Origin of the sequence: Paenibacillus mucilaginosus 3016 (assembly GCF_000250655.1) — a bacterium.
Lineage (GTDB): Bacteria > Bacillota > Bacilli > Paenibacillales > NBRC-103111 > Paenibacillus_G > Paenibacillus_G mucilaginosus.
In genome coordinates this window covers 6,846,092-6,869,248 of the sequence record NC_016935.1, presented here as the reverse complement: position 1 = coordinate 6,869,248, position 23,157 = coordinate 6,846,092, and the positions used below count along the sequence as shown (strand labels likewise).

The window sequence follows — 23,157 nt, the reverse complement described above, 5'->3', positions numbered from 1 at the left end:
GTACAATCTATAATCTTTATGGTAACCCTTTATTTGCCATAAAAGGTATAATTGATCTATGAAGGAGGGGGGGCGAGAGAATTGTAAGCGGTTCATCCGGGTGTCCAAAGGATCTCAAAAGAGCTTAGTCACGAAGGGAGGCTGGGTGATTGTATAACTTGCTGGTGGTCGATGACGAACAGTATGCTGTAGCCGGGATCATCCGTACCATCCGGGCAGCGGATCTTGAGATCGGGGGAATCTTCCGGGCGTATGGGGTTCAGGAAGCGAAGGAGGTGCTTCAGGAAACCGGTATCGACCTCATCATCTGCGATATCGAGATGCCCGGCGACAACGGTCTGGAGCTGCTGCGCTGGGTGAACCGGTCGTCACCTCATACCCAGACGATCTTTTTGACCGGCCATGCGGAGTTCTCGTATGCCCAGGCGGCCCTGCAGCTCGGCTGTGCCGATTACCTGCTGAAGCCGGTGGGTCACGAGAAGCTGCGCGAGGCGGTGGCGCGGGAGCTGGACAAGATCCGAATGCGCTGCGAGTCCGTGGACAGGGAAGCGGTCGCGGAGAAATACCGGAACCTCTGGGAGTCGCGCAAGGGGCTGCTCGTCGAGCGGTTCTGGTATGATCTGCTCAAGCGGCGCGAGTTCCCGACCTCCGAACGGCTGCAGGAGATCCTGTCAACGTATGGGCTTGCGCTGGAGCGGCCCGGCGGCATTCTGCCCATCCTGCTGAACATTGAGCAGTGGAAACGCCCCCTGTCCGCCTCGGATGAGGAGATCATGAAGTACGCGCTGCGCAATGCCGCTGCGGAGCTCATCCTGGGGAGCTGGGAAGGCACCGTGCTGCAGAACCCGTCCGGCAGCAATATCGTCCTGGTCTACGACGGGAGCGGAGCCTATGCCGACAAGGAGGAACTGGCCGCCCGGTGTGAGCGGTACATTCTCGCCTGCTCGGAATACTTCTACTGCAGGCTGTCCTGTTACATCGGCACGCCTGCACCCATCCGCGACCTTCCGGATGCGCATGCCCGGCTGACGGGAAGCGTGCGCAGCCAGGCGGCGCGACCGCCTGCGGTGGCTTTCGTGGAAGCGCTCGTTCCTCAGCCCCCGACCGTGCTCGTGCCGCTCTCCTGGTATACGGAGCTGTCCGTGCTGTTCGAATCGGGCCAGTGCGAAGAGGTTATGCGGGCACTGGAGGAGCAGTTCTCGGCCTTTGAAGCCCAGCCGCTGACCCCGGAGTCTCTAGGCGCTTTTTATCACGCCTTCCTGCAGATGATCTACCATACGCTGCACAAGAACGGCTTGTCCGTTCATGAGGTGTACGCGGCACCGGTGCTCCACGACATGCTCGCGGCCACGCGGACGCTCGGCGACCTGCGGGCCTGGGCGGTCCGCGTCGTTACGGAAGGGATGAGCGGGCTGCAGGCGGCCAAAAAGATCGAAGGACCGGTCGTCGAGAAGGTTCGCCGGTTCATTGACGACCACCTCGCCGAGGAGCTGACGCGGGAGGAGCTGGCCGCTTACGTGCATTTTCATCCGTCCTACCTCTCCCGGCTCTTCAAGCGGACGACGGGTTTTTCCCTGACCGGCTACATTCTCGAGCGCCGGATGGACAAGGCGAAGCGGCTGCTGGCCGAATCGACGCTGCGGGTGAGCGACATCGCGCAGACGGTCGGGTACAGCAATTTTTCCCATTTTACGAAGCTGTTCAAGAAGGCGACAGGCCAGACACCGCAGGACTACCGGAAGACGAGGAGGGATGAGGCCCGGCTTTAGGCAGGTGGCTCCGGACATGAGGGTTCGGATACGAAGAGTCGATGAAGGTCAGAGGGAAAGGAAGTGGCTTAGAAAAAAGGAATCCCCCGGCAGTATGGAGCGGAGGCCGGGTTGGGAGTGAGGGCAGGAAATGAAGAAAGCAGGCAGATGAGGAATGTGAGGAGGCAGGAACGGAGTTGGAGGGAGTGCTTAACGGCTTGGCCGGCAGTAGAGGAGCAGCGCTTGTGAGTCGGGCGACATATAACGGAACTACGATGCGCTATGTGCCTCCTTGTGAGGGGAAGATTGTAAATAGCGGAACGGAGATTCGCTATTTCCATTGCAGGCATGAACTTTCCTGGTCTTCAGGGAAAATAAGATACCTGAGTTCCGCTATGTCTCGGGAAACCATGGGAGATAATCGAATAAGGCATCTGAGTTCCTTTATTTGAGAAATTCGTCCCGAGCCAGTCCATCCTTAGAACTTGGACGGATGAAATATCCTGCGGGCTGTTCCCGGGCGGAACAGTCCGCTTGGCGTTCGCGGAGTGCCAGGCACTCACACACCGATATGGTGAAAACACCGGAAACCCGCATGAGCGCAGGGTTCCGGTGTTTGGGATGTGAGGCGCGTTACTTTAGGTGAATTTCCTAATAAGACGTGTCTCGCAATACGGTGGAGAGGCGTAGGGCCGGAGTATCGGACGCGAGGAGCACATCCATCGGCAGTCAGCCAAGCAGGCTCTGCTCCGCGAGTCCAGCAGCGCGGTCCCCGCAGCGTGCCTCTTACGGCTCGACGCCCCAGATCAGCACGCCGTCCTTGTAGACGGTGACCTTGCTCCAGTCGGCGAAGGCCGTCTTCGTCGGGTCGAACGAGTAGTCGTTGCTCTCGCTCAGGTTCGACCAGTTCGCGCGGTTGATGCGCGTTTGGATCTCGCCGCTGCTGCCGCCGGCAGCAAGGGAGCCGGCGCCGGTGCCGAAGCCGACTTCGAGGTAGCTGTCGGCGCCGCTGCGGGCGGCAGGCAGCTTGACGAATTTGCCCGTCACATTGGAGCTGCCGACCACGGCGTAGTCCACATTGAAGTTCAGCGCCTGGTCGCTGTCCGCGGTATACCAGTAGCGGATCGTGAGGGAGCTCAGCGGCACGGCGGCCGATCCCTTGTTCACCAGGTTAAAATGCGGCTTGAACTGGTTATCCGCCGGGTTCGTGTCGCCTGCCCGGTACTGCAGCGCCACGGCGCCCGTGCCGGCCGGAGCCTGCGGCTTGGCGCTGACCTGCGCGGAGTTTGCGCTCTCGCCCGCCGCGTTGACGGCGCTCAGCACATAGTAGTACGTCGTGCCGTTGGTCACCGCCGTATCCGTGAAGCCAGTCCGCCGTTACGCCCGTGGAGACCGTCGTGTACGGTCCGCCGGCGGTCGTCGCGCGCTTCACGTTGTAGGACGCTGCCGCCGGCGGAGGCGCTCCACGTCAGCGTGGCCTTGGCATCGCCGGCGGCCGCAGTGAGTCCAGCCGGCGCGCCCGGCACCGACGGCGTCGTGCTGCCGCTTCCGAACAGGCGGCTGTACTCGGCGTAAGCCGTAGCCATATCCACCTGCGCCCAGAAGCGGTGGTAGGTGAAGGTAGGCTCGCCGTTGGTCCACTTTTTGGTAACGGGATCGTACGAGCTCTTGTACAGGTTCTCGAGATACGGCCACTTCGGATCCTGCTTGATCTTCGGCCGCAGCTCGGAGTAGGAGAGGTAGACGCCATTGCCTCCCTTGGCCGGATCGGACGGTACCGCCCCGGTGCCCGGCAGGGCATTGCCCTGGCCGTACGTGCCGCTCCAGCCGGACGGGAAGTAGATCTCCTTCGTGAAGTAGCGGGAATAGTCGCCGCGCTTCTCGGGAACGGCGATGCCGATGCCGTCGTTGTGGTTCCAGGCGACATTCAGGAGCTGCTCTGCCGTGGTCTTCGCCTGGGCACCCGCGGCGGACAAGGTGCCGTTGTTCTCCGCCTGCGTTCCCGCCGCATAGAAGGTGAGCAGCTTGATGTAGGAGCCGAGCACGCCGGTGTCCTGGGAGGTGCCTTTGGCGATCACGTGGTAGTTCGGGTTGCCGGTGAAGCTGCTGAAGCCCTTCCAGGAGTCCGGCTGGCCGGTCCATTCCTGTCCGCCGAGAATGTAGAACTGGCCGGGGGCCGGCGTGGTGGCGACCTGCGGATTGGCGCCGCCGAGAACTTTTCTGGCCGCTGCTGTTCAGGAAGTAGCCGTCGGCGTCGGTTACCGGCTTCTTGTCGACGAACGTATAGGCGAGGGCCCATTTGACCCATTGATCCATCACGCGTTTGGCCATCTTGAAGTTCTCGGAGGCCGTGTCGCCCTTGGCAGCCATGGCGTAGTAGTATTCCGCGATGCGTTCCACCGGCCAAGCCTGGAAGCCGAACCACGTGTTCGACGGCGGATCGTGATAGACCGGCGCATCCTCATAAGCCATGCCGTAGAACGTGCTGACGCCGGCAGGGTAAGGCGCATACGTGCCGCCCTTGCTGTTGGTGGCGCCGCCGCCGATCCCGCCTTCACTGGACTGCAGCCACGTGTAGAATTCGAGCTGGCGCTTCAGCGAGGTTTCCCAGTCCTGCTTGGCGGTCGGCGATTTGGGAGCGAGCCCGCCCTCGGACAGGGCGTAAGCGGCCATCGGGTTCTGGTACGCCTGGTGGTTATGCGACGCGCCGATCCGCCACGCCCAGTTCGAGCCGATCCCGCCGCCCCATGCCGTGTACCAGGCCATGAGGTAATGCGAGGAGTCCTTGCCCGTCCCGGGAGACGGCGTGCCGTCCGCGGCACTGCCGATCTGCTGGAAATACTTGTCGTACATCCCGTAGCGGAGGTAGTCGCCCATTTTCTTGGCTTTTTCGATGTAGACCGGGTTGCTGTAGCCCAGGCTCTTCGCCCAGTACATGACCTGCACGACACGGGCATCCGCGTCGGTGGCGTCGGTGTATCTCCACTGCTTCGCAGGCGCGCCGCTGTCCTTCACGAACAGGGTGGCGAAGCCTTCGCCCGGCTTGCCGAACTGGAACGTCTCCTGGGACGGGTGCGGGATCGCTTCCCAGACGGACTCCTGCTCGCCGCGCTGGAACGTATTGATGTAGGTCGCGGTATGCGATGGGTTCAGCGAATTGCCGAAGCCGTACCAGTTGTCGACGTCAACAAGCCAGTGCATGAGGTAGGTCTGGTTGCTGCCGTAGGTCGCCTTGAGCTCGGCGTCCAGCGGGTCCTTGCCGGCGGTTACGGAGCTGCCGAGCTGCGAAGGATACTGGTCCGGCTGCCGGTGCTCCGGCGCATAGGTGGCGGGGCTGGCCGGGTTATAGCCGCTCATCGTAGGCTGTTCGGAGGCGTTCGGGATGATGTATTGCTCCATGTTGTCCCATGCCTGCTCTAGCCGGGTCCAGTTGCCCGTATGGTGTCCGTAGAGCGCTTCCAGCCACAGCCAGTAGCTGTATGCCTCGGAAGTCGTCATGTGGCCGTGGTCCGGAGCCTCGCTGAGCAGCGTCTCGACCGCGTGGTACGGGATGCCCTCCGGTGAGAAGTATCCGTTCGCCGGATCCTTGATCTGGTTGTACAAGGTGAGAAAACGGGTTTTGTTCGTCGTATCTTCGGCTGCATAGGCGAGGTTGGCAGGGGAGGTCACGGCAAGTACGGAGAACAGTGGCAGGGAGAGGGATGAGGCGAGAAGCAGTTTGCCGAGGCGCTGGTAGAGCCCGGTGTTTTTCTTCGTCATGTCATGCATTCCTCCTGGGAATAGAGTGGGAAAACGGAAGAGGCCGGCCCTCCTTTCCGGTGCTCGGATGGAGATGCGTTACGCAGGTCTCATGGTCCCCATTGTAAAATATTCCCTGGGTGCAGGCTTCCACAGGCGTGACTTTTTGAGTAGCGGTTTCGTGACCTTGTACCTTGTGCGGCAGAGAGGGGCGGCATGGAGAGGGCCGGCTCCGTGTGAATTGGAAACCTGTCCCTGCGACTGAACGTAAATGGAATATCTAAATAGGGAAGGTAAGGATCGATATCAAAACGATTGCACTGATCGGTGGAACAGGCCGGGTGGGCCGACACATTGCTGCCACGGCTGTACAAAAAGGATACGGGGTCCGCCTGCTGAGACGGAGCCCGGGAGCGGAAGCGGCCGGGGGGATGGAAGTGATTGGGGGCGATGCGAGGGACCGGAAGTCGCTCCGGATGCTGCTCGCCGGCCGCCATGCCGTGATCAATGCCTACGGGCAGTCTCCCAAGGGAGAGCAGCTGTACAGCGAGGTTACGCGGGAGATTCTCGCTTTGATGAAAGAGGGCGGGATCCCGAGATACATAGGGGTGACCGGAGGTTCGCTGGTTCTCCCACATGACCGCAGAGGCCTGTTCAATCGGACGGCGGCCGGGGTTTTCCGGATGATGTACCCGGAGATGATTGCGGCGAAAGAAAAGGAATACGGGGTGATTGCCGGCAGTGAGGCGAAGTGGACGCTGGTGCGCCTGCCCTTTGTCTCGGAGGGAGCCGCTGCAGGGAAGATCAAGGTGAGCCACACCTCGATGCCGGGGTACCGGATCACCAATGGGGCGATCGCCTCCTTTCTGGTTGACCAGGTAACGGATCCGTCGCATGTTGGGATGACTCCGTTTATCGCGAATTGAGTAGGGAGTGGTAGAAAAAAAGACACAGCAGCAATAGGAGCTTGATTTCCCCGTTGGCTGCCGTGTCTTTTTTAACTTATTAGGATTGATATCGCGTCGTCGGATGTCTGCCACCGGGCTTCGCCAGGTAAGGCACAGTCCCGGCTCAGGCCGCCTGCCGGCCTGCCGCCGCCCGGTTCTGCTTGCGGTGATGGAGCAGGTAATACAGCACCACGGTGAAGGCGGTGATGACCGCGCCGACCAGGTACATCGTGCCGTAGCTTGTCCCCGCGGCGACGATGCCGAGGATATAGGAACCGAGGCCGTACCCGGTGTCGAACAGGACGAAGTAGGTTCCCGTCGCCAGGCCGCTGCGGTGGGCGGGGGCCGCCTTCAGCGCGATGGCCTGGAAGCTCGGCAGCAGGGCGCCGAAGCCGAGGCCGATCACCGCCCCGGTGAAGAGGAAGAAGGCGGCGGTGTGTGCCTGGCTCAGCAGGAGCATGCCGACCACGAACAGGACGAGCCCGGGATAGACGAGCACGTGCTCGCCGCGGCGGTCGAAGATCCGGCCCGTGAACGGCCGCGAGATCAGGATCATCGCCGCGAACACGATGAAGAAGTAGGAAGCGATGGCTCCCTGTCCGATCTCCTTGGCGAAGACGGAGATGAAGGTCGAGATCGCCCCGTACGAGAAAGCGAGCACGCTGCCCGCCAGGGAGATCGGAATCGCGGCCGGCTCGATGAAGCGCGTCCAGTGCCAAGGGTGGCCGGTGACCGGCTTCGGTACGTGCGGCGGGATGCGTACGGTGCTGCCGCAGACGAGCGCCAGCAGGGCCAGGACCGCGCAGGCGGCGAACAGCACCGTGTAGCTGAAGGAGCCGGTGAACATCAGCCCGAGGTAAGGGCCGACGACCATGGCAAGGCTCATGAACAGGCTGAAGTAGCCGACGCCCTCGCCCTTGCGTGCCGCGGGCACCCGGTCAACCGCGATCGCCGACGTGGCTGTAGCCGCGATCCCGAAGGAGACGCCGTGCAGCACGCGGAGTGCGAGCAGGGCGGTCAGGCTGTGGACGGTCAGGTACAGCGCACTGCAGATCATATAGAGTACGAGCGCGGTGAGCAGCAGCTTTCGGCGGCTGCCCTCATCGAGCCATTTGCCGGTGAGCGGGCGGAAGACGACGGCGGCGATGACGAACACGGTCGTCACAAGCCCGATCTGGCCCTTGCTGCCGTGAAGCTCATCGAGCACATAGCCCGGCAGAGTCACAGCCAGCATATAGAAGGTCATGAATACGAAGAAAGAGCTGAAGCAGATCGCGAGAAAATCCCGCGTCCACAGCGGCACCGGTGTCTGCTGATCGGGTAAGGTCTGGTGGGGCATGGGTCCATCTCTTCTTTCTTTGGTTATTGGATATGATCGTTGATGGAGAGCAGGGCCTCCCGCAGCACGCGCTCGGACTCCGGGTCGACGGAGGCGAGCACGGAGGCGATCAGCTCCGCTTCCATCGGAGCGAGAATGCGGTTGAGCTCGCGCCCGCTCTCGGTGACGTAGAGCAGATACGCCCGGCGGTCTTCAGGGTGGGGGGCCCGGCGGATCCATCCCTTGCGCTCGAGCTGATCGAGGATGCGGGTCACGTTCGTCGGGTCCTTCTCCGTCCGCTGGGACAGCTCCCGCTGGTTCACCCCGTCGCCGAGCGTCAGCGTGTTGAGCACGGACCACTGCTCCGAGGTGATGTCGTACGTCTGGAAGCGGAGCGTCAGGCTCTGGTTCAGCTTGCGGCCGATCGTGCTGATCATGAAGCCGATGGAATCGTCAATGCGCATGAGGGGCAATCCTCCTGATGGATAAAAGCATAATGGGCATGGATCAGCTGCAGCCGTGCCGCAGCAGGTTGGAAGTGAATAGAAGAGGCGGTTCACGGTAAAGGCCGGCTTACCCCTTCCTGTTCCAAAGCATCTCCACAAAATAACTTTTATAATGTTACCACAGCAATTATGTGTATAGCAACTAAATAGGGGCGGCAGACGGCTGGAAAAGAATGCATCGGTGTGATCCAGATCAATACTTTCCTTCCGGGCGTGTGATAAAGTAAAAGAAGACAAACAGAAACAATCATAAACAAAGATTCGGAAAGGGTGACCCACAATGAAATTCGGACTTCTTCCTCCTGCGGACCAGATCGTCCTCTTCATGGAGCGCATCTACGGGTACGGGATGACAACGACCTCCGGCGGCAATCTCTCCATCCGGGACGACAACGGAGACATCTGGATCACTCCGGCGGGCGTGGACAAAGGCGCGCTGACCCGCCAGGATATCGTCTGCGTGAAGCCGGACGGACAGGTTGTCGGCGCCCACAGGCCGTCCAGCGAATTCCCGTTCCACCAGCGGATCTACCGGGACCGGCCGGACCTGCGGGCCGTGGTGCATGCGCACCCGCCCGCGCTGGTGGCCTTCAGCATCGTGCGCCGCATCCCGGACACCAGGCTGCTCCCGGATGAGCACGAGATCTGCGGAGAGGTGGGCATGGCGGCTTACGCGGTTCCGGGCAGCGCCGAGCTCGGCGAACGGATCGCGGAAGTTTTCGCACGGGGGATCGACACGGTAATGCTGGAGAATCACGGCGTTGTTGCCGGCGGCGGCGATCTGTTCGAGGCATTCCAGCGGTTCGAAACACTGGAATTCTGCGCGCGGCTGGAGATCGAGGCGAGCCGCATCGGAACGCCGGTCCGGCTGGCCGCAGAAGACATCGCCAAGGCGCGGGCCTGCCGGGAGCTCCCGCTGGAGCCGTTCACCGCAGCCGGATACCCGACGCGGGAGCGGGAGGCGAGGGAGATGATGTGCCGGCTCATCCGGCGCTCCTATGACCAGCGGCTGTTCACCAGCACGCAGGGAACGTACTCGGAGCGGATCGGCGGGGATGCTTTTCTGATCACGCCCCATGGGATGGACCGCAAGTACCTCGAGCCCCAGGACCTCGTGCGGATCGAAGGCGGGAGGGCGGAGGCCGGCAAAAAACCAAGCCGCTCGCACCTGCTCCACCGCCATATTTATGAGGCGCACCCGCATGTGAATTCCGTGCTGATCGCCCATCCGCCGAGCATTATGGCTTTTGCCGTCACGGATGCGGACTTCGATTCCCGGACCATCCCCGAGAGCTATCTGCTGCTCCGCCGGATGCCGAAGCTTCCGTTCCACGCCGTGTATGACGATCCGGAGACGGCTGCGGCCGTCTTCACCAAGGATACGCCGATCGCCATCGTGCGCAATAACTTTGTCATTGTAACGGGAGACAGCCTGCTGAGCGCGTTCGACCGGCTGGAGGTGGCGGAATACAGCGCCAGGTCGATGATCGCGGCGCAGAGCCTGGGAGCTGTAGTGCATATGGACGAAGAACGGATCGGGGAGCTTGAGAAGGCTTTTGGATTGTAAGAGTGACGGAAGCCGGCGCCTGATGTGTTCGAACGGCTGGAGGTGGCTGAATTGAATACAGCGGCAAGTCGATGATCGCGGCGCAGGAGCTCGGGAGCGATCCGCATAATCGTGAAGTGCGAGCGGTCCCGGGACTGGCGGATGGATTTCATGATGGCGGCTGGAGTACAGAAGAGACAGCATAGATAGTACAGACAGCATAGATAGCAGAGCCAGCAGAGACAGCATAGACAGCATAGACAGCATAGATAGTACAGACAGCATAGATAGCGTCTTCAGATGAAGGCTGTCTTTTTTTTATAACCAAGGAAGTTTTAAGTGGAGGTATCAAGTGGAGGGTTCAAGTGACATGCGCTGGGACAATGGCCGTCGGCTGATACCAGTGTTCCCCGGGTCTATTCTGGGAAATAAACCACCGCGACAGCTTCTGCAGCCGTGCCTCCTTCTCCGGGTCAATGATGAACGCTTGGCTTTGGCGGATAGCCCTGGACCGTTTCAGAAGTCCGGTCTTTCTTTTGTTCCCGATAAAGGGAATAAGTATGCCCGTTTATTTTTGATTTTATACTATACAAAAACAAATAAAGGTGATAAGATCGAAACAAGCAAAAACAAAACCATTCAAGCGTAAATTCGGAGGGAAACCAAACCATGGTACAAAGTTTGTGGGATCAGACGAAAGCATCGCAGCTGCAGGGCGGACTCGACGAGCTCGTATACCGCTCGAACATTATCGGAGCGGACCGCCGCGTGTGTAACTGGGGCGGAGGCAACACGTCCGCGAAGACAACCGTGAAGGATTTCCGCGGCCGTGACGTCGAAGTGATGTTCGTGAAGGGCAGCGGCTCCGACCTCGCGACGATGAAAGCCGGCAACTTCACCGGCCTGCGCATGGAGGATATCCGTCCGCTGTTCGAGAAGCCGGAGATGACCGACGAGGAGATGGTCGCGTACCTGACCCACTGCATGATCGACTCGAAGCACCCGCGCATGTCCATCGAGACGCTGCTCCACGCGTTCCTGCCTTTCAAGCACGTCGACCACACGCACCCGGATGCAATCATCGCGCTGTGCTGCGCGGATAACGGCAAAGAGATCGCCAAGGAAATTTTCGGCGAGCGTTTCGTCTGGGTTCCTTATGTGCGTCCCGGCTTCACGCTCTCGAAGATGATCGCCGAAGGCGTGCTCGCGAATCCGAAGGCCGAGCTGGTCCTCATGGAGAAGCACGGTCTGGTGACATGGGGCGAAACCTCCGAAGAGTGCTACGCTAAGACGATACAGATTATTAATGAAGCGGAAAGCTTCATCGACGCCCGCGTGGACGAAGCCAAGCTGTTCGGCGGCGCGAAGTACGAAGTGCTCGCACCGGAAGTGCGCCGCAGCATCGCCGCTCAAGTGATGCCTGCGATCCGCGGTGCGGTCAGCGACGTGAAGAAAATGATCCTCTCCTTCGACGACGAGGCGGATGTACTGCAGTTCGCTTCCAGCGAGAACGCTCCGAAGCTGTCCCAGGTCGGCGCCGCTTGCCCGGACCACCTTGTGCACACGAAGGTCGTGCCGCTGCTCATCGACTGGGAGCCGAACGCGGAGGACGTTGACGGTCTGAAGGCGAAGCTGCAGGAAGGGATCGCCCGCTACAAGGAAGAATACAAAGCGTACTTCGAGCGCAACAAGAACGAAGGCGACGTGATGTTCGAAGCGGCGCCGCGCGTCATCCTCATCCCTGGCGTGGGTATGATCAACACCGGCAAGAGCTGGGCGATGTCCCAGGTCAGCGGCGCGCTGTACCACCGTGCGATTGCCGTTATGCGCGGCGCCACGGCGCTGGGCGAATTCGTCTCCCTGAGCGAGAACGAATCCTACAACGTCGAGTACTGGCCGCTTGAGCTTTACAAGCTGACGCTGGCTCCGGCGGAAGCCGAGTTCTCCCGCAAGGTGGCCCTGATCACGGGCGGCGCCGGCGGCATCGGCAGCGCAACCGCGCGCAGACTCGTTTCCGAAGGCGCTCACGTGGTGCTCGCGGACCTCAACCTCGAAGGCGCACAGAATGTGGCGGCCGAGATCAACGAGAAGTTTGGCGAGAACCGGGCTATTGCGGTTAAAATGGACGTAACGAGCGAAGAGCAGGTGGCGGCGGCCTTCGCCGAGACGGCTCTGGCCTACGGCGGCGTGGACATCCTTGTCAACAACGCGGGTCTGGCGACCTCGAGCCCGTTCGACCAAACGAGCCTCAAGGAATGGAACCTGAACATGAACGTGCTCGGCACAGGCTACTTCCTCGTGGCGCGCGAAGCGTTCAAGCAGATGAAAGAACAGGCGATCGGCGGCAACATGGTGTTCATCGGTTCGAAGAACTCCGTCTATGCCGGCAAGAACGCAACGGCTTACAGCGCGGCAAAAGCGCTCGAAGCGCACCTGGCCCGCTGCATCGCGGCCGAAGGCGGCGAGTTCGGCATCCGCGTGAACACGGTGCTGCCGGATGCGATCCTGCAGGGCTCCGCGATCTGGAACGGTTCGTGGCGCAACGAGCGTGCTGCGGCTTACGGCATCGAGCCGGATCAGCTTGAAGAGTACTACCGCAAGCGCACGACGCTGCTCGTGAACATCTATCCGAGCGATATCGCTGAAGGCATCGCGTTCTTCGCCTCCTCGAAGTCCGAGAAGACGACGGGCTGCATGCTGACGATCGACGGCGGCGTTCCGGCTGCCTTTACCCGCTAAGCTTAGGAGTGGTGAACCGTATGTTTTATCAGGCCAAAGGCGAGAAGCATTGGGTGATCCCGGACACCTACATTCCGGAGAAGAGCTCGGGCGAGCTCACGAGCCACGAATCCGTGTGCGTGCTCAACACCGGCTCGGAGGAAGCGCTGCTCCGCTTTACGACTTTTTTGAAGACCGTGACCCGCTGACCGATATTCTGGTTGTGGTTCCGGGCCGGAGAACGAGACATATCCGCACGAGCTCGCTGCTCAAGGATGGCGTGTCGATTCCGGCGGGCGTTCCTTATGCGATCGAAGTCGTGAGCGACGTGCCGGTAATCGTGCAGTACAGCCGTCTCGACTCGACGCAGGCCGAGAATGCGCTGATGTCCACGATGGCTTATCCGGTTCGTTAAGAAGCGGGGCGGGGCCAAATCAGGCGACTCGATTGGCCCCGGAACATCGAAGGTTAAGCCGTACTTGCCCTGTGAAATCGAAATAGCGGAACTACAGTTCCTTATAAGATGATTTTTTATCGCTTCCCGCGAGATAGCGGAACTCAGGTATCTTATCGCCCTGCAAACGGTCTGTTTTGCCGGTATTCGGTTAAGATAACGCATCTGAGTTCCGTTATTTTCAAGGAGGCGGTCCAACTGAGGACCATAGCGCATCTCTGTTCCTCTATTGGCGTCAATGTCCGATGTTTAGAACCGAAACCGAAAGATAACCTGCCAATAAAGGGCTACCGCATACGAGATGAAGAAAGGGTGTTGAACGTGTCCGACCGCGCCTACGCATTATTTGAAGAGCAGCAGCAAGCCAGGGGCATTAACCTGGAGGAAGTCAAAAGCCGTTTGAAAGCGCTCCACATTGAGACGCCGTCCTGGGGCTACGGGGATTCGGGCACACGCTTCAAGGTGTTCCAGAAGGAAGGCGTGCCGCGCAACCCGTTCGAGAAGTTCGAGGATGCCGCGCAGGTGCATGGGCTGACCGGTCTCTGTCCGTCCGTGGCGATCCATATCCCGTGGGATAAGGTCGAGGACTACGGCAAGCTCCGCAACCACGCCGAGAGCCTGGGGCTGAAGATCGGCGCCGTGAACCCGAACCTGTTCCAAGAGGACGACTATATGCTCGGCAGCGTGACGAATGCTGACCCGGCCGTGCGCCGCAAGGCGACGGACCACCTGCTGGAGTGCGTGGATATTGCCAAGGAAACCGGCTCGCGCGACCTCAGCCTGTGGTTCGCCGACGGCACGAACTACCCGGGCCAGGGCGATATCCGCAAGCGCAAAGCATGGATGTTTGAAGCGCTGAACGAGATGTACAAGGCGATGACGCCGGAGATGCGCATGCTGATCGAGTACAAGTGCTTCGAGCCGGCATTCTACCACACAGATATCGCAGACTGGGGCATGGCGTACAACTATGCGCTGAAGCTCGGACCGCAGGCGGAAGTGCTCGTGGATACCGGCCACCATCTGCCGGGCGCGAACATCGAGCACATCGTCGCTTACCTGATCGACGAGAACCGTCTCGGCGGCTTCCACTTCAACTCCCGCAAGTATGCGGATGACGATCTTGTGGTCGGCTCCGTCAACCCGTACGAGCTGTTCCTGATCTTCTATCAGATCCTCAGCGCGGCGAACGACGACGATGCGAAGATCCGCAGCACCGTGGACAACATCGCGTACATGATCGACCAGTCGCACAACATCGAGCAGAAAATCCCGGCGATGCTCCGCTCCGTCCTCAACGTGCAGACGCAGTATGCCAAGGCGCTGCTCATCAACCACGCGGAAGTGGAAGAGGCGCAGCTGCGCGGCGACGTGCTGGGTGCGGAAGATGCGGTACGCCGCGCGTTCGAATTCGACGTGACTCCGCTGCTGCATGCGCTGCGGGAAGAGCAGGGGCTGCCCGTCGATCCGATGAAAGCGTACCTGAGCAGCTCCTACGGCAAGGACATCCTGGTGAGAGGCAAGGGCGGTGCGAGCTGGTGAGCATTCTCGCATTTGACCTTGGGGCGAGCAGCGGCAGAGCGCTGCTCGGCCGCCTCACCGGCGGGAAGATCGAGGTAGAGGAGATCCACCGCTTCGGCAACGACCCGGTAGCCACCTGCTCCCGGCTGCAGTGGGATATTCTCCGTCTGTACCACGAGATTCAGCAGGGCCTGCTGAAAGCGAAGCACCGGGGCGAGACGCCGGAGAGCATCGGGATCGACTCCTGGGCGGTAGACTTCGGTCTGCTGGACCGTAATGGCGAGCTGCTCGGTAACCCGTACCATTACCGGGATCATCACACCGACGGTGTGATGGAACGGGTGGCTGCACGGCTTGGTGAGCAGACGATCTTCGGGAAGACCGGCATCCAGTTCCTGCCGTTCAACACGCTGTACCAGCTGGCGGCCCTGAAGGAAGCGGACTCCCCGCTTCTCGCAAGCGCCGAGCGCTTCCTGATGATTCCCGACCTGCTCCGCTACTTCCTGACGGGCGAGGCGCTGAACGAGTTCTCCAACGCCACGACAACCCAGTTCTACAACCCGCTGACCGGCGGATGGGATGCGGATCTGCTGGTAGGCATCGGGATCCCGTCTTCGTGGTTCGGCCCCATTGCCGATCCGGGGGCAAGTGCCGGGCAGCTCCGCTCCTCGGTGAGCGAGACGCTGGGCCTTCCGCGCATTCCCGTCATCGCGGTGGCGGAGCACGATACGGGCTCGGCGGTGGCGGCGGTGCCGGCGACGGAGCGGTCTTTTGCCTATCTGAGCTGCGGCACCTGGTCGCTGATGGGCACCGAAGTGGACCGTCCGGTTATTAACGAGCTGTCGCAGAAGTACAACTTCACCAACGAAGGCGGCGTGGGGCGGACGTACCGGCTGCTCAAGAACATCATGGGCCTGTGGATTCTGCAGGAGACGAAGCGTGAGTGGGACCGGGCGGGCAGAGAATACTCCTTCCCCGAGCTCGTGAAGCTGGCCGGAGAGGCGCCGGCCTTCGGAGCGTTCATCGATCCGGATGACGGCTTGTTCCTCCATCCCGGCGACATGACGCCGCGCATCCGCGAGTACTGCGCCCGGACGGGACAGCGTGCACCGGAGGGGCCGGGCGAGGTTGTTCGTTGTATTTTGGAGAGTCTGGCGTTAAAATACCGTTATGTGCTGGAGCTGACCGAGACGTTGTCGGCGCAGCAGTTCGGCGGGCTTCACATGGTCGGCGGCGGCATTCAGAATGCGCTGCTGTGCCAGTGGTCCGCGAATGCGATCAAGAGGCCCGTCTGGGCCGGCCCTGCGGAAGGCAGCGCGATCGGCAATCTGGCGGTGCAGTGGATCGCCCGCGGCGAGTTCTCGGACATCTGGGAAGCCCGCCGGGTGATCCGCGACTCGTTCCCGGTCACGGTGTACGAACCGCAGGATGGCGAAGCGTGGGAAGAGGCATACGGCACTTTCCGCAGACTGGCCGGGCTGGCGGACTGAGGACTGACGCAGGTTTGCAATATGGACAGGAAAAGAGGGCGGCTTATGCTGGTGGCTGAGAGGTACGAGAAAATAGTGGCGTTGGTCAACGAAAGAGGAAGCATCCGGGTCTCCGAGCTCAGCGAGCTGTGCCAGGTGACGGAGGAGACGATCCGCCGTGATCTGGACCGGCTCGAAGCGGCCGGGCGGCTGAGGCGCTCCCACGGAGGCGCCGTCTCCGTCAAGGAGCAGCAGGGAGAGATTCCTTATGCCGAGCGGGAAGTGATGCACGCCGAAGAGAAGCGGCGCATCGCCCAGGAGGCCGTGCTGCGGATCCAGCCCCATGACCGCGTTCTGCTCGACGCCAGCACGACCGCCTGGTATATGGCCTCTTACCTGCCCGACATTCCGCTGACGGTCCTGACCAATTCGATCCGGGTCGCCACGGAGCTCAGCTCCAAAGAGAAGGTCGAAGTGATCTGCACCGGGGGGCAGCTGGCCAAGCGCTCGCTGTCCTATGTCGGCCCGCTGGCCGAGCGGTCCCTCGAGGCGTATCACGTCGACAAGCTCTTTCTCTCCTGCAAGGGAGTGCATCTCGAGCGGGGCATCTCCGAGTCGAACGAGCTGCAGGCCCGCGTGAAGCAGCGGATGATCGACATCGCCGACGAGGTGATCCTCCTCGCCGATGCGAGCAAGTTCGGCGTCCGCGCGTTCACGCAGGTGGCCGAGCTCAGCGGCGTGCACGCGATGATCACCGACCGCCGATTAGGCGAGGATGCGGTGGCGCAGCTGCGGGAGAAGGGGCTGCCGGTGACGATCGTATAGGCAGGGATGCGGGCTGGGAAGAAGCTTTTCCTGGAGCGGAAGGATAAAAGGGTGTAGATCGGCCCCTGGGCGCTGACCGTGGCTGGCCGTGAAGCCGGTTCACCTAGGCGTAGAGGAAGCGGGACGAAGACGAGAGCTGCTGTGACGGGCTGCGGGTAGTGGGCGGAAGACGGAACAACCGTGTTCTTGAGGCGCAGGGCGGCGGAAGGGACCGCGTTAAGGAGGAACATCCGCGTTAACGGGGAACTCACGCGCCGACCATGAACGTTATGCGTCCCGTAAGACGGGAAAACCGTTCAGGGAGCGTACCGCAACCCGAAAGGACCGCGCTAAGCCGGATCCGCTCTCCCTTTTCTTCCTCCAGGAAAGGCTTCTTCCCAGAGAAGAGCCGAACTTTTTTTGCAATTGGCTCTGTTTTTTATTCAACTTATCTGATAACCTGATAACTATAGGCTGCATTGGCTCAGCCCCCCTTTTGTACACAGGTTCTCCTATTCCAAAATCCTTAAAGCGCGAGAGGTGCAAGATGAAAGTTTCCTTGTTTATCACATGCTTGAGCGATGCCTTATTCCCTCCCGTGGGGGAGGCGATGGTCCGTCTGCTGGCCCGTTACGGCGTCAGCCTGGAGTTCCCGACCGTGCAGACCTGCTGCGGACAGCCTGCCTATAACAGCGGCTACTGGGACGAGGCCCGCGCATCCGCCAAGACGATCCTGGCGGCGTTCGAGGACAGCGATTTTGTGATCGCGCCCTCGGGTTCCTGCACGTACATGATCCACCACTATTCGCAGCTCTTCAAGGACGATCCGGTGCTGCTCGAGAAGGCGGAGAAGCTGCAGCAGAAAACCTACGAGTTCACCCAGTTCCTCGTGCAGGTGCTCGGCGTGAAGGATCTCGGCGCGAACTTCCCGCGCAAGGTGACCTACCATCCGTCCTGTCACGGCAGCCGTCTGCTCGGCGTGAAGGAGGAGCCGCTTGTGCTGCTCGAGCACGTGAAGGGGCTGGAGTTCGTTCCGCTGCCTTTTGCCGAGGACTGCTGCGGGTTCGGCGGGACGTTCGCGGTGAAGATGGCGGACATCTCCGGCGCGATGGTGACCGAGAAGGTGGACCACATCAAGGAAACGGAAGCGGAAGTGCTGGTGGGGCTCGACATGGCCTGCCTGATGAACATTGCCGGTAACCTGCGGTACCGGGGAGAACCCGTGCGGGTGATGCACCTGGCGGAGCTGCTGTATGAAGGGGTGAAGGGCGCATGAGTGCAGCCAAGGCGAACGGAACGGTTAAGGAGAGAGCGGAGCTTGCGCTCAACGATGAATTTCTGCGCAAGGCGGTCAAGTTCACGACGGAGCGGCTGAGACTGGGCAAAAAGAACGCTTCTGCGGACCACGGCAACTGGGACGAGTGGCGGGAGCGCGGGCGGCAGATCCGTCTGCATACGATCGCGCACTTGGATTATTACCTGAACCTGTTCGCGGACAATGCGCGGGCGAACGGGGTGCATGTGCATTTTGCGGATACGGGGGAGGAAGCCGTCAAGATTGCGCTGCAGATCGCCGAGAACAAATCGGCGAAGTCGGTCGTGAAGTCGAAATCGATGGTTACCGAGGAGCTGCACCTGAATCACGCGCTTGAAGGGATCGGCGTGGAAGCCGTCGAAACGGACCTCGGGGAGTACATCATCCAGCTCGCCGGCGAGACGCCGTCGCATATCATCATCCCCGCGATCCACAAGAACAGGCACCAGATCGCGGAGCTCCTCTCGAAGGAAGCGGGTGAGACGCTGCCGCCGGATACGTCGATCTTGGCCGGGTTCGTGCGCAAGAAGCTGCGTGAGAAGTTCCTTGAAGCCGACATCGGCATGACGGGCTGTAACTTTGCGATCGCGGAGACCGGGTCCATGGTGCTCTTCGAAAATGAAGGGAACGCGCGGATGGTGTCCACGGTGCCGAAAACACAGATCACGCTGATGGGGATGGAGCGCATCATTCCTTCGTGGACGGACCTCGAAGTCATGGCGACGCTGCTCCCGCGCTCGGCGACGGGACAGAAACTGACGGTCTACATGTCGGGCATCACGGGCCCGCGCCGCAGCAAGGATGCGGACGGACCGGAAGAGATGCACATCATCATCGTCGACAATGGCCGCTCCCTCCAGCTCGGGGACCCCGAGTTCCAGGAGCTGCTGAACTGCATCCGCTGCGGGGCCTGCCTCAACGCCTGCCCGGTGTACCGCCATATCGGCGGCCATGCCTACGGCGGCACATACAGCGGACCGATCGGTGCGGTGCTCACGCCGGCGCTGAAGAAGAACGTCGCGGAGTGGGACGACATCGCCAACGCCTCAAGCTTGTGCGGAGCCTGCTACGAGGCCTGCCCGGTCAAGATCCCGCTGCACGACATGCTCGTCTCCCTGCGCCGCCGCAAGGTGGAGGCCGGCCACGACAACCGGATGGAGACGATCGGGATGAAGGGCTTCGCCGCCCTGGCCGGGGATTCGCTGCGGATGAAGACCGCGCTGAAGCTCGGCAAGCTGGGCCAGAAGCTCGTCGCCCGCGACGGGGGGATCCGCATCAAGATCGGCCCGCTCAAGGGCTGGAACACCTACCGCGTCACGCCGACGCTGCCGAAGCAGTCGTTCCGTGAGCAGTGGGGCACCCTGGAGGCGGAGATCCGCAGCGGTCTGCAGGAGATGGACCCGGCCGTGAAGAGCCGGATGGAAGCGATCGTGAAGCAGCGCGGCAAGGGAGGACACGGACATGGCTGAGACGCATGCACAGTGGCTGCAGCGGATGGAAGAGGAATCGAAGGCGAAGCAGAAGCGGTTCATCGGGGGCATTGCCCAGAAGCTGGGGCGCCCGCAGGTGACGCAGAAGCCGGTCCGCCCCGTCATCGGGGCGCCGGATTTCTGGCGGGAGTTCGAGTGGCCGGAGGAAGAGCGGATCGAGCGGTTCACGGCGAACTTCCGGGGCGTCGGCGGGCATGTCGAGCGGCTGTCCGGCATGGAGGACGTGACGCGCTTCATTTCGGACAAAGCGGCCGAGACCGGAGCGAGGTATGTCGTCCGGCAGAACCAGCCGGAGCTGGATGGGCTTGGCCTGGAGGCGGCCCTGCCGCAGGCGCAGGTATCCGTCTGGAACACGGATGCCGAGGAGAACTGGAAGGCCCGTGCGGCGGAAGCGGACTTCGGCGTGGTGATGGCGGACTATGCGGCGGCCTATACGGGCTCGGTTACGGTGCTTTCGGCGGAGCAAAAAGGCCGCTCCGTCAGCCTGCTGCCCACCGTGCTGTTCGTGATCATCCCGGTGGAGCGGCTGAAAACGAGGCTGGGCGAGATTCTCGTGAATTTCGACGCGGCGGGGCGCGAAGCGCTGCCGGCGGGGATTCATTTTATCTCCGGTCCGAGCCGCTCGGCGGATATCGAGAATGACCTGACGATCGGCGTTCATGGACCGGGGATCGTCTACGCCCTGCTCGTCGGCTAGAGGAGGACTGGGCGCATGAACGGAACTCCAGTTACGCCTGTGCCGAGGCGCAGCCATTACGAAGAAGTGACCGAGCAGCTCAAGGCGCAGATTCTGCAGGGACGGCTGAAGGCCGGCGACCGGCTGCCGTCCACAAAGGAGATGTCCGAGCGCTTCGGCGTCTCCCGCTCCGTGACCCGTGAGGCGCTCAGCGCCCTGAAGGCGATGGGGCTGATCGAGATCCGCCAGGGCGGCGCCTGCCGGGTGATCGGCAGGGGCGAGGCGGGAGCTGCGGCGGCGGCGGATGCGTCAGGCACGCAGGGGCTTTCCCCGGCTGCGCTGCCCCTGGACCGAAGCGCGCTGGCGCATATGCTCGAGGCCCGCAGCATGCTCGAGGTGTCCAACGCCGCGCTTGCCGCCGCGAAGCGGACGGACGCGGACCTCGAGCGGCTGCGCGAGGCGCTGGCGGACATGGAGCATGCGGCGGCCGGCGGCGCGGATGCGGACGAGGCGGACCTGCGCTTTCACATGGCGCTGGCCCGCGCCGGACAGAATCCGGTGCTGCTGCGCGTGTTCGAGTCGATCGCGATGCCGCTTCATGCGGCGATTGCGGGCACGCGCCGGGAGCCGGCGGCCGGCCCGGCTGTGCAGGAACGCAGCAGCAGCGAAGGCATTTCGCGGCAGCTGCTGGAGGAGCATACTGCGATCTACGAGGCGGTGGCTTCGTGCGATCAGGACCGCGCCGTTCAGCAGATGCGGCTGCACCTGGAGCATATGGAGGCTTTTTTGACGGACGGGTAGACACGGACTCCTGCGGAGCCGGCGTCGAGGCGCCGGGGTGGAGCGGTTGGACCAAAACGAAGCACCCTGTTTGTACGCTGGAGATGGCGTCGGGCAGGGTGTTTTGTGTTTTTTTAAACGGGCTATATATGCTGAACGGATAAAGGCTGCCGCAGGTTTGCCGTAAGGATCAAGTTACTTGGAACCCGAGTATCTGATGAAAATCATCGCATAAGCAGCGGACATGAACAGAAACCCGGAGTTTTTGATATAAAACATCATAAAAAAGCGTGAAATGCCTGGATGGAGGCGTTGTGCTGCGTTATCTGATCGAATTCATCACATATGAGGCCGATGAGGGCTTTCCGGTTGATGTAGTGATGATTTTCATCAGATGACGGCTCTTTCATATGATCTGTCCCTGTCCATGGTGAATCGATTCCTCGAAAACCAAGTCCAGCGCCGCACGCGACTTGGGTCCAGGGGGTCTCCCCTCCGCAGGTTCGTTACCCTCTGCCTTCCTTGCCTGTATGCTGAAGGAAAGAAGCGGGAACTTTCCCGGTGCAGAGAGGAAGGGAACACATTGGCAATCTATAGGGATCCAGCGCAAAAAGCGCAGGCACACGCAAGGGGGAGCGGCATCTCATCCGTCGTCAAAAAGGCGATGCTAAGCATAATGGCGGCCGTCATGCTACTGGTCTGGATGCTCCCCGGTGTGCAGGCAGCGGAACAGCCATCGGAGTGGACGGAGGCGGCGGTGCAGTTCACAAGCGAAGGCCTCACGCTGAACGGTACGCTGCTCCTGCCGGATACGCCGGGGCCGCATCCGGCGGTTGTGCTGGTACACGGCTCCAATTCGGTGAACAGGGAGAAGTACCGCGGAGAGGCGGAGCTTTTTGCAAGGGCGGGTATTGCCGCTCTCATCTACGATAAGCGCAAGGACGGCTTCGCCTCATCCCGCAGCGGAGGACGCTCCTATGATCTGCTTGCTGCGGATGCGGGGGCGGCCGTGGAGGCGCTGCGTACACATCCAAGACTGAATCCGGAGCACATCGGGCTCTGGGGGATCAGCGAGGGGGCGTGGGTTGCGTCCCTGACCGCATCACGCTCGGACCGGGCGGATTTCCTCATCACCGTAGGCGCCTCGGGCGTTGCGCCGGTCCGGCAGCAGTCCTGGCAGCTCGTCAACCGGCTGCAGGGCCAGGGGGTGAGCAGTCCGGGCGTCGTGGAGGCCCTCTCCGACCGCGCGCTCCGGCTGGCCGTCTCCGCCGGCATGTTCGCCGAAGCGGACTATAACCCCCTGCCGGCCTTCGAGGGAGTGAAGCAGCCGGTGCTCGCGATCTGGGGCAGGCAGGACCGCATTGAACCGCCGCTCGAAAGCTACCGTCTTCTGAAGCAGGCGCTGGAAAAGAAGTCCGAATCCGCCTCCTACCGCTTCTTCGATCGGGCCGGTCATAATCTGCGCTCGGCCCCTGACGGGGTTCAGCAGACGGAAGAATTTCCGGCCGGATATGCGGATACCATGACCTCCTGGGTCAAGCATGTCACCTCCGGCCAGGCCAGTGGACCGCAGACCGCCGGCGATGTGCCGCAGCAGGGGCATCTTTCCAAGCCGGGACTGCATACCATCGCCTGGTATCAAACGGCGTGGGCACAGCTTGGCACGATGCTGGTGCTGGTTGTCTTGTTCCTTGGCTGCTGGATGGCCTTCCTGCGGCGGTCAAGACGCCTTCGCCGGGAGGGGGCGGCTTCCCGCGGTACAGGGCCCCGGTTCGGCACCGGCGGGCTGGCGGCAGGCTCAGGACTGCTGACGGTGCTGGGGTTCACCGTCTACTTCGGCTGGCTCATGAGCAGCGGAGCCAAACATGTGGCTCCGATCGTGGGCGACCGGCCGCTGGTGTGGCTGCTCCTGCAGCTGCTGGCCGTGATTACCTGCGGGGCGGCGGCGGTCTATGCCTTCAGCTTGCGTAAAGGGAGCGGGACGGGTACGCGTATGTGCAACGGGCTGCTTTTGGGAGGCGTGGTGCTTTTCGCCGCATGGGCGGCTTACTGGCAGCTGTTCAGCCTCTAGCGGTTTAAGGCAGATCTCGTCTCCATAGAGGTATCACCGAATCTAACCCCAATCTT

General features: G+C 61.6%; 15 protein-coding genes and 2 pseudogenes. 14 read left to right on the top strand and 3 right to left on the bottom strand.

Annotated features, from left to right (window positions below; genetic code table 11):
* The first annotated feature begins 149 nt into the window (after positions 1 to 149).
* Positions 150 to 1,769: a response regulator transcription factor gene (locus tag PM3016_RS28335; RefSeq protein ID WP_014371808.1), complete on the top strand. Its 1,620-nt coding sequence runs from the start codon at positions 150 to 152 to the stop codon at positions 1,767 to 1,769.
* Between the two features lie 765 nt (positions 1,770 to 2,534).
* Here PM3016_RS28335 and PM3016_RS28325 read toward each other — a convergent pair.
* Positions 2,535 to 5,507 (bottom strand): annotated as a pseudogene (locus tag PM3016_RS28325) (glycoside hydrolase family 48 protein).
* A 263-nt stretch (positions 5,508 to 5,770) separates the two neighbouring features.
* On the opposite strand from PM3016_RS28325, the gene PM3016_RS28320 reads away from it, so the two are divergent.
* The gene (locus PM3016_RS28320) at positions 5,771 to 6,412 is read left to right on the top strand and encodes an NAD(P)-dependent oxidoreductase (RefSeq protein ID WP_337999643.1); all 642 of its coding nucleotides are present in this window, start codon (positions 5,771 to 5,773) and stop codon (positions 6,410 to 6,412) included.
* A gap of 145 nt (positions 6,413 to 6,557) precedes the next feature.
* On the opposite strand, the gene PM3016_RS28315 is transcribed toward PM3016_RS28320, so the two are convergent.
* Together PM3016_RS28315 and PM3016_RS28310 are read right to left on the bottom strand one after the other, a co-directional pair.
* Complete coding sequence (locus PM3016_RS28315; RefSeq protein WP_014371806.1) at positions 6,558 to 7,772, bottom strand: MFS transporter; 1,215 nt, start codon at positions 7,770 to 7,772, stop codon at positions 6,558 to 6,560.
* 23 nt (positions 7,773 to 7,795) lie between these two features.
* On the bottom strand, positions 7,796 to 8,215 hold the full coding sequence (locus PM3016_RS28310; RefSeq protein WP_014371805.1) for a MarR family winged helix-turn-helix transcriptional regulator: 420 nt from the start codon (positions 8,213 to 8,215) through the stop codon (positions 7,796 to 7,798).
* 322 nt (positions 8,216 to 8,537) lie between these two features.
* Here PM3016_RS28310 and PM3016_RS28305 point away from each other — a divergent pair, with 322 nt between their 5' ends.
* The 12 genes and pseudogenes from PM3016_RS28305 to PM3016_RS28250 all read left to right on the top strand — a co-directional run bounded on the left by PM3016_RS28305 (position 8,538) and on the right by PM3016_RS28250 (position 23,101).
* Entirely contained in the window at positions 8,538 to 9,824 is a 1,287-nt protein-coding gene (locus PM3016_RS28305; protein WP_014371804.1) for a class II aldolase/adducin family protein, read from the top strand.
* A gap of 349 nt (positions 9,825 to 10,173) precedes the next feature.
* A complete protein-coding gene (locus PM3016_RS37645; RefSeq protein WP_014371803.1) occupies positions 10,174 to 10,452 on the top strand; it encodes a hypothetical protein in 279 nt (92 codons plus the stop codon).
* A gap of 20 nt (positions 10,453 to 10,472) precedes the next feature.
* Positions 10,473 to 12,542, top strand: coding sequence for a bifunctional rhamnulose-1-phosphate aldolase/short-chain dehydrogenase (locus tag PM3016_RS28300; RefSeq protein WP_013919845.1), 2,070 nt, complete (start codon positions 10,473 to 10,475; stop codon positions 12,540 to 12,542).
* A gap of 20 nt (positions 12,543 to 12,562) precedes the next feature.
* Positions 12,563 to 12,936, top strand: a pseudogene (locus tag PM3016_RS28295) (sensory rhodopsin transducer).
* A gap of 360 nt (positions 12,937 to 13,296) precedes the next feature.
* Positions 13,297 to 14,517 (top strand): L-rhamnose isomerase, encoded by a 1,221-nt coding sequence (gene rhaI / locus PM3016_RS28290; RefSeq protein WP_014371801.1) that lies wholly within the window; start codon positions 13,297 to 13,299, stop codon positions 14,515 to 14,517.
* A complete protein-coding gene (locus PM3016_RS28285) occupies positions 14,514 to 15,986 on the top strand; it encodes a rhamnulokinase (protein WP_014371800.1) in 1,473 nt (490 codons plus the stop codon). Before rhaI ends, PM3016_RS28285 begins: the two co-directional genes overlap by 4 nt.
* Before the next feature lie 45 nt (positions 15,987 to 16,031).
* Positions 16,032 to 16,790 (top strand): DeoR/GlpR family DNA-binding transcription regulator, encoded by a 759-nt coding sequence (locus PM3016_RS28280; protein ID WP_014371799.1) that lies wholly within the window; start codon positions 16,032 to 16,034, stop codon positions 16,788 to 16,790.
* 526 nt (positions 16,791 to 17,316) lie between these two features.
* Positions 17,317 to 18,045 (top strand): (Fe-S)-binding protein, encoded by a 729-nt coding sequence (locus PM3016_RS28270; RefSeq protein ID WP_014371798.1) that lies wholly within the window; start codon positions 17,317 to 17,319, stop codon positions 18,043 to 18,045.
* A complete protein-coding gene (locus PM3016_RS28265) occupies positions 18,042 to 19,553 on the top strand; it encodes a LutB/LldF family L-lactate oxidation iron-sulfur protein (RefSeq protein WP_013919839.1) in 1,512 nt (503 codons plus the stop codon). The genes PM3016_RS28270 and PM3016_RS28265 overlap by 4 nt, the downstream gene beginning before the upstream one ends.
* Positions 19,546 to 20,271, top strand: a complete 726-nt coding sequence (locus tag PM3016_RS28260) for a LutC/YkgG family protein (protein WP_014371797.1) — start codon at positions 19,546 to 19,548, stop codon at positions 20,269 to 20,271. Before PM3016_RS28265 ends, PM3016_RS28260 begins: the two co-directional genes overlap by 8 nt.
* A gap of 15 nt (positions 20,272 to 20,286) precedes the next feature.
* Positions 20,287 to 21,051: a FadR/GntR family transcriptional regulator gene (locus PM3016_RS28255; protein WP_014371796.1), complete on the top strand. Its 765-nt coding sequence runs from the start codon at positions 20,287 to 20,289 to the stop codon at positions 21,049 to 21,051.
* Positions 21,052 to 21,613: 562 nt separating this feature from the next.
* On the top strand, positions 21,614 to 23,101 hold the full coding sequence (locus PM3016_RS28250; RefSeq protein WP_238540335.1) for an alpha/beta hydrolase: 1,488 nt from the start codon (positions 21,614 to 21,616) through the stop codon (positions 23,099 to 23,101).
* The last annotated feature ends 56 nt before the right edge of the window (positions 23,102 to 23,157 follow it).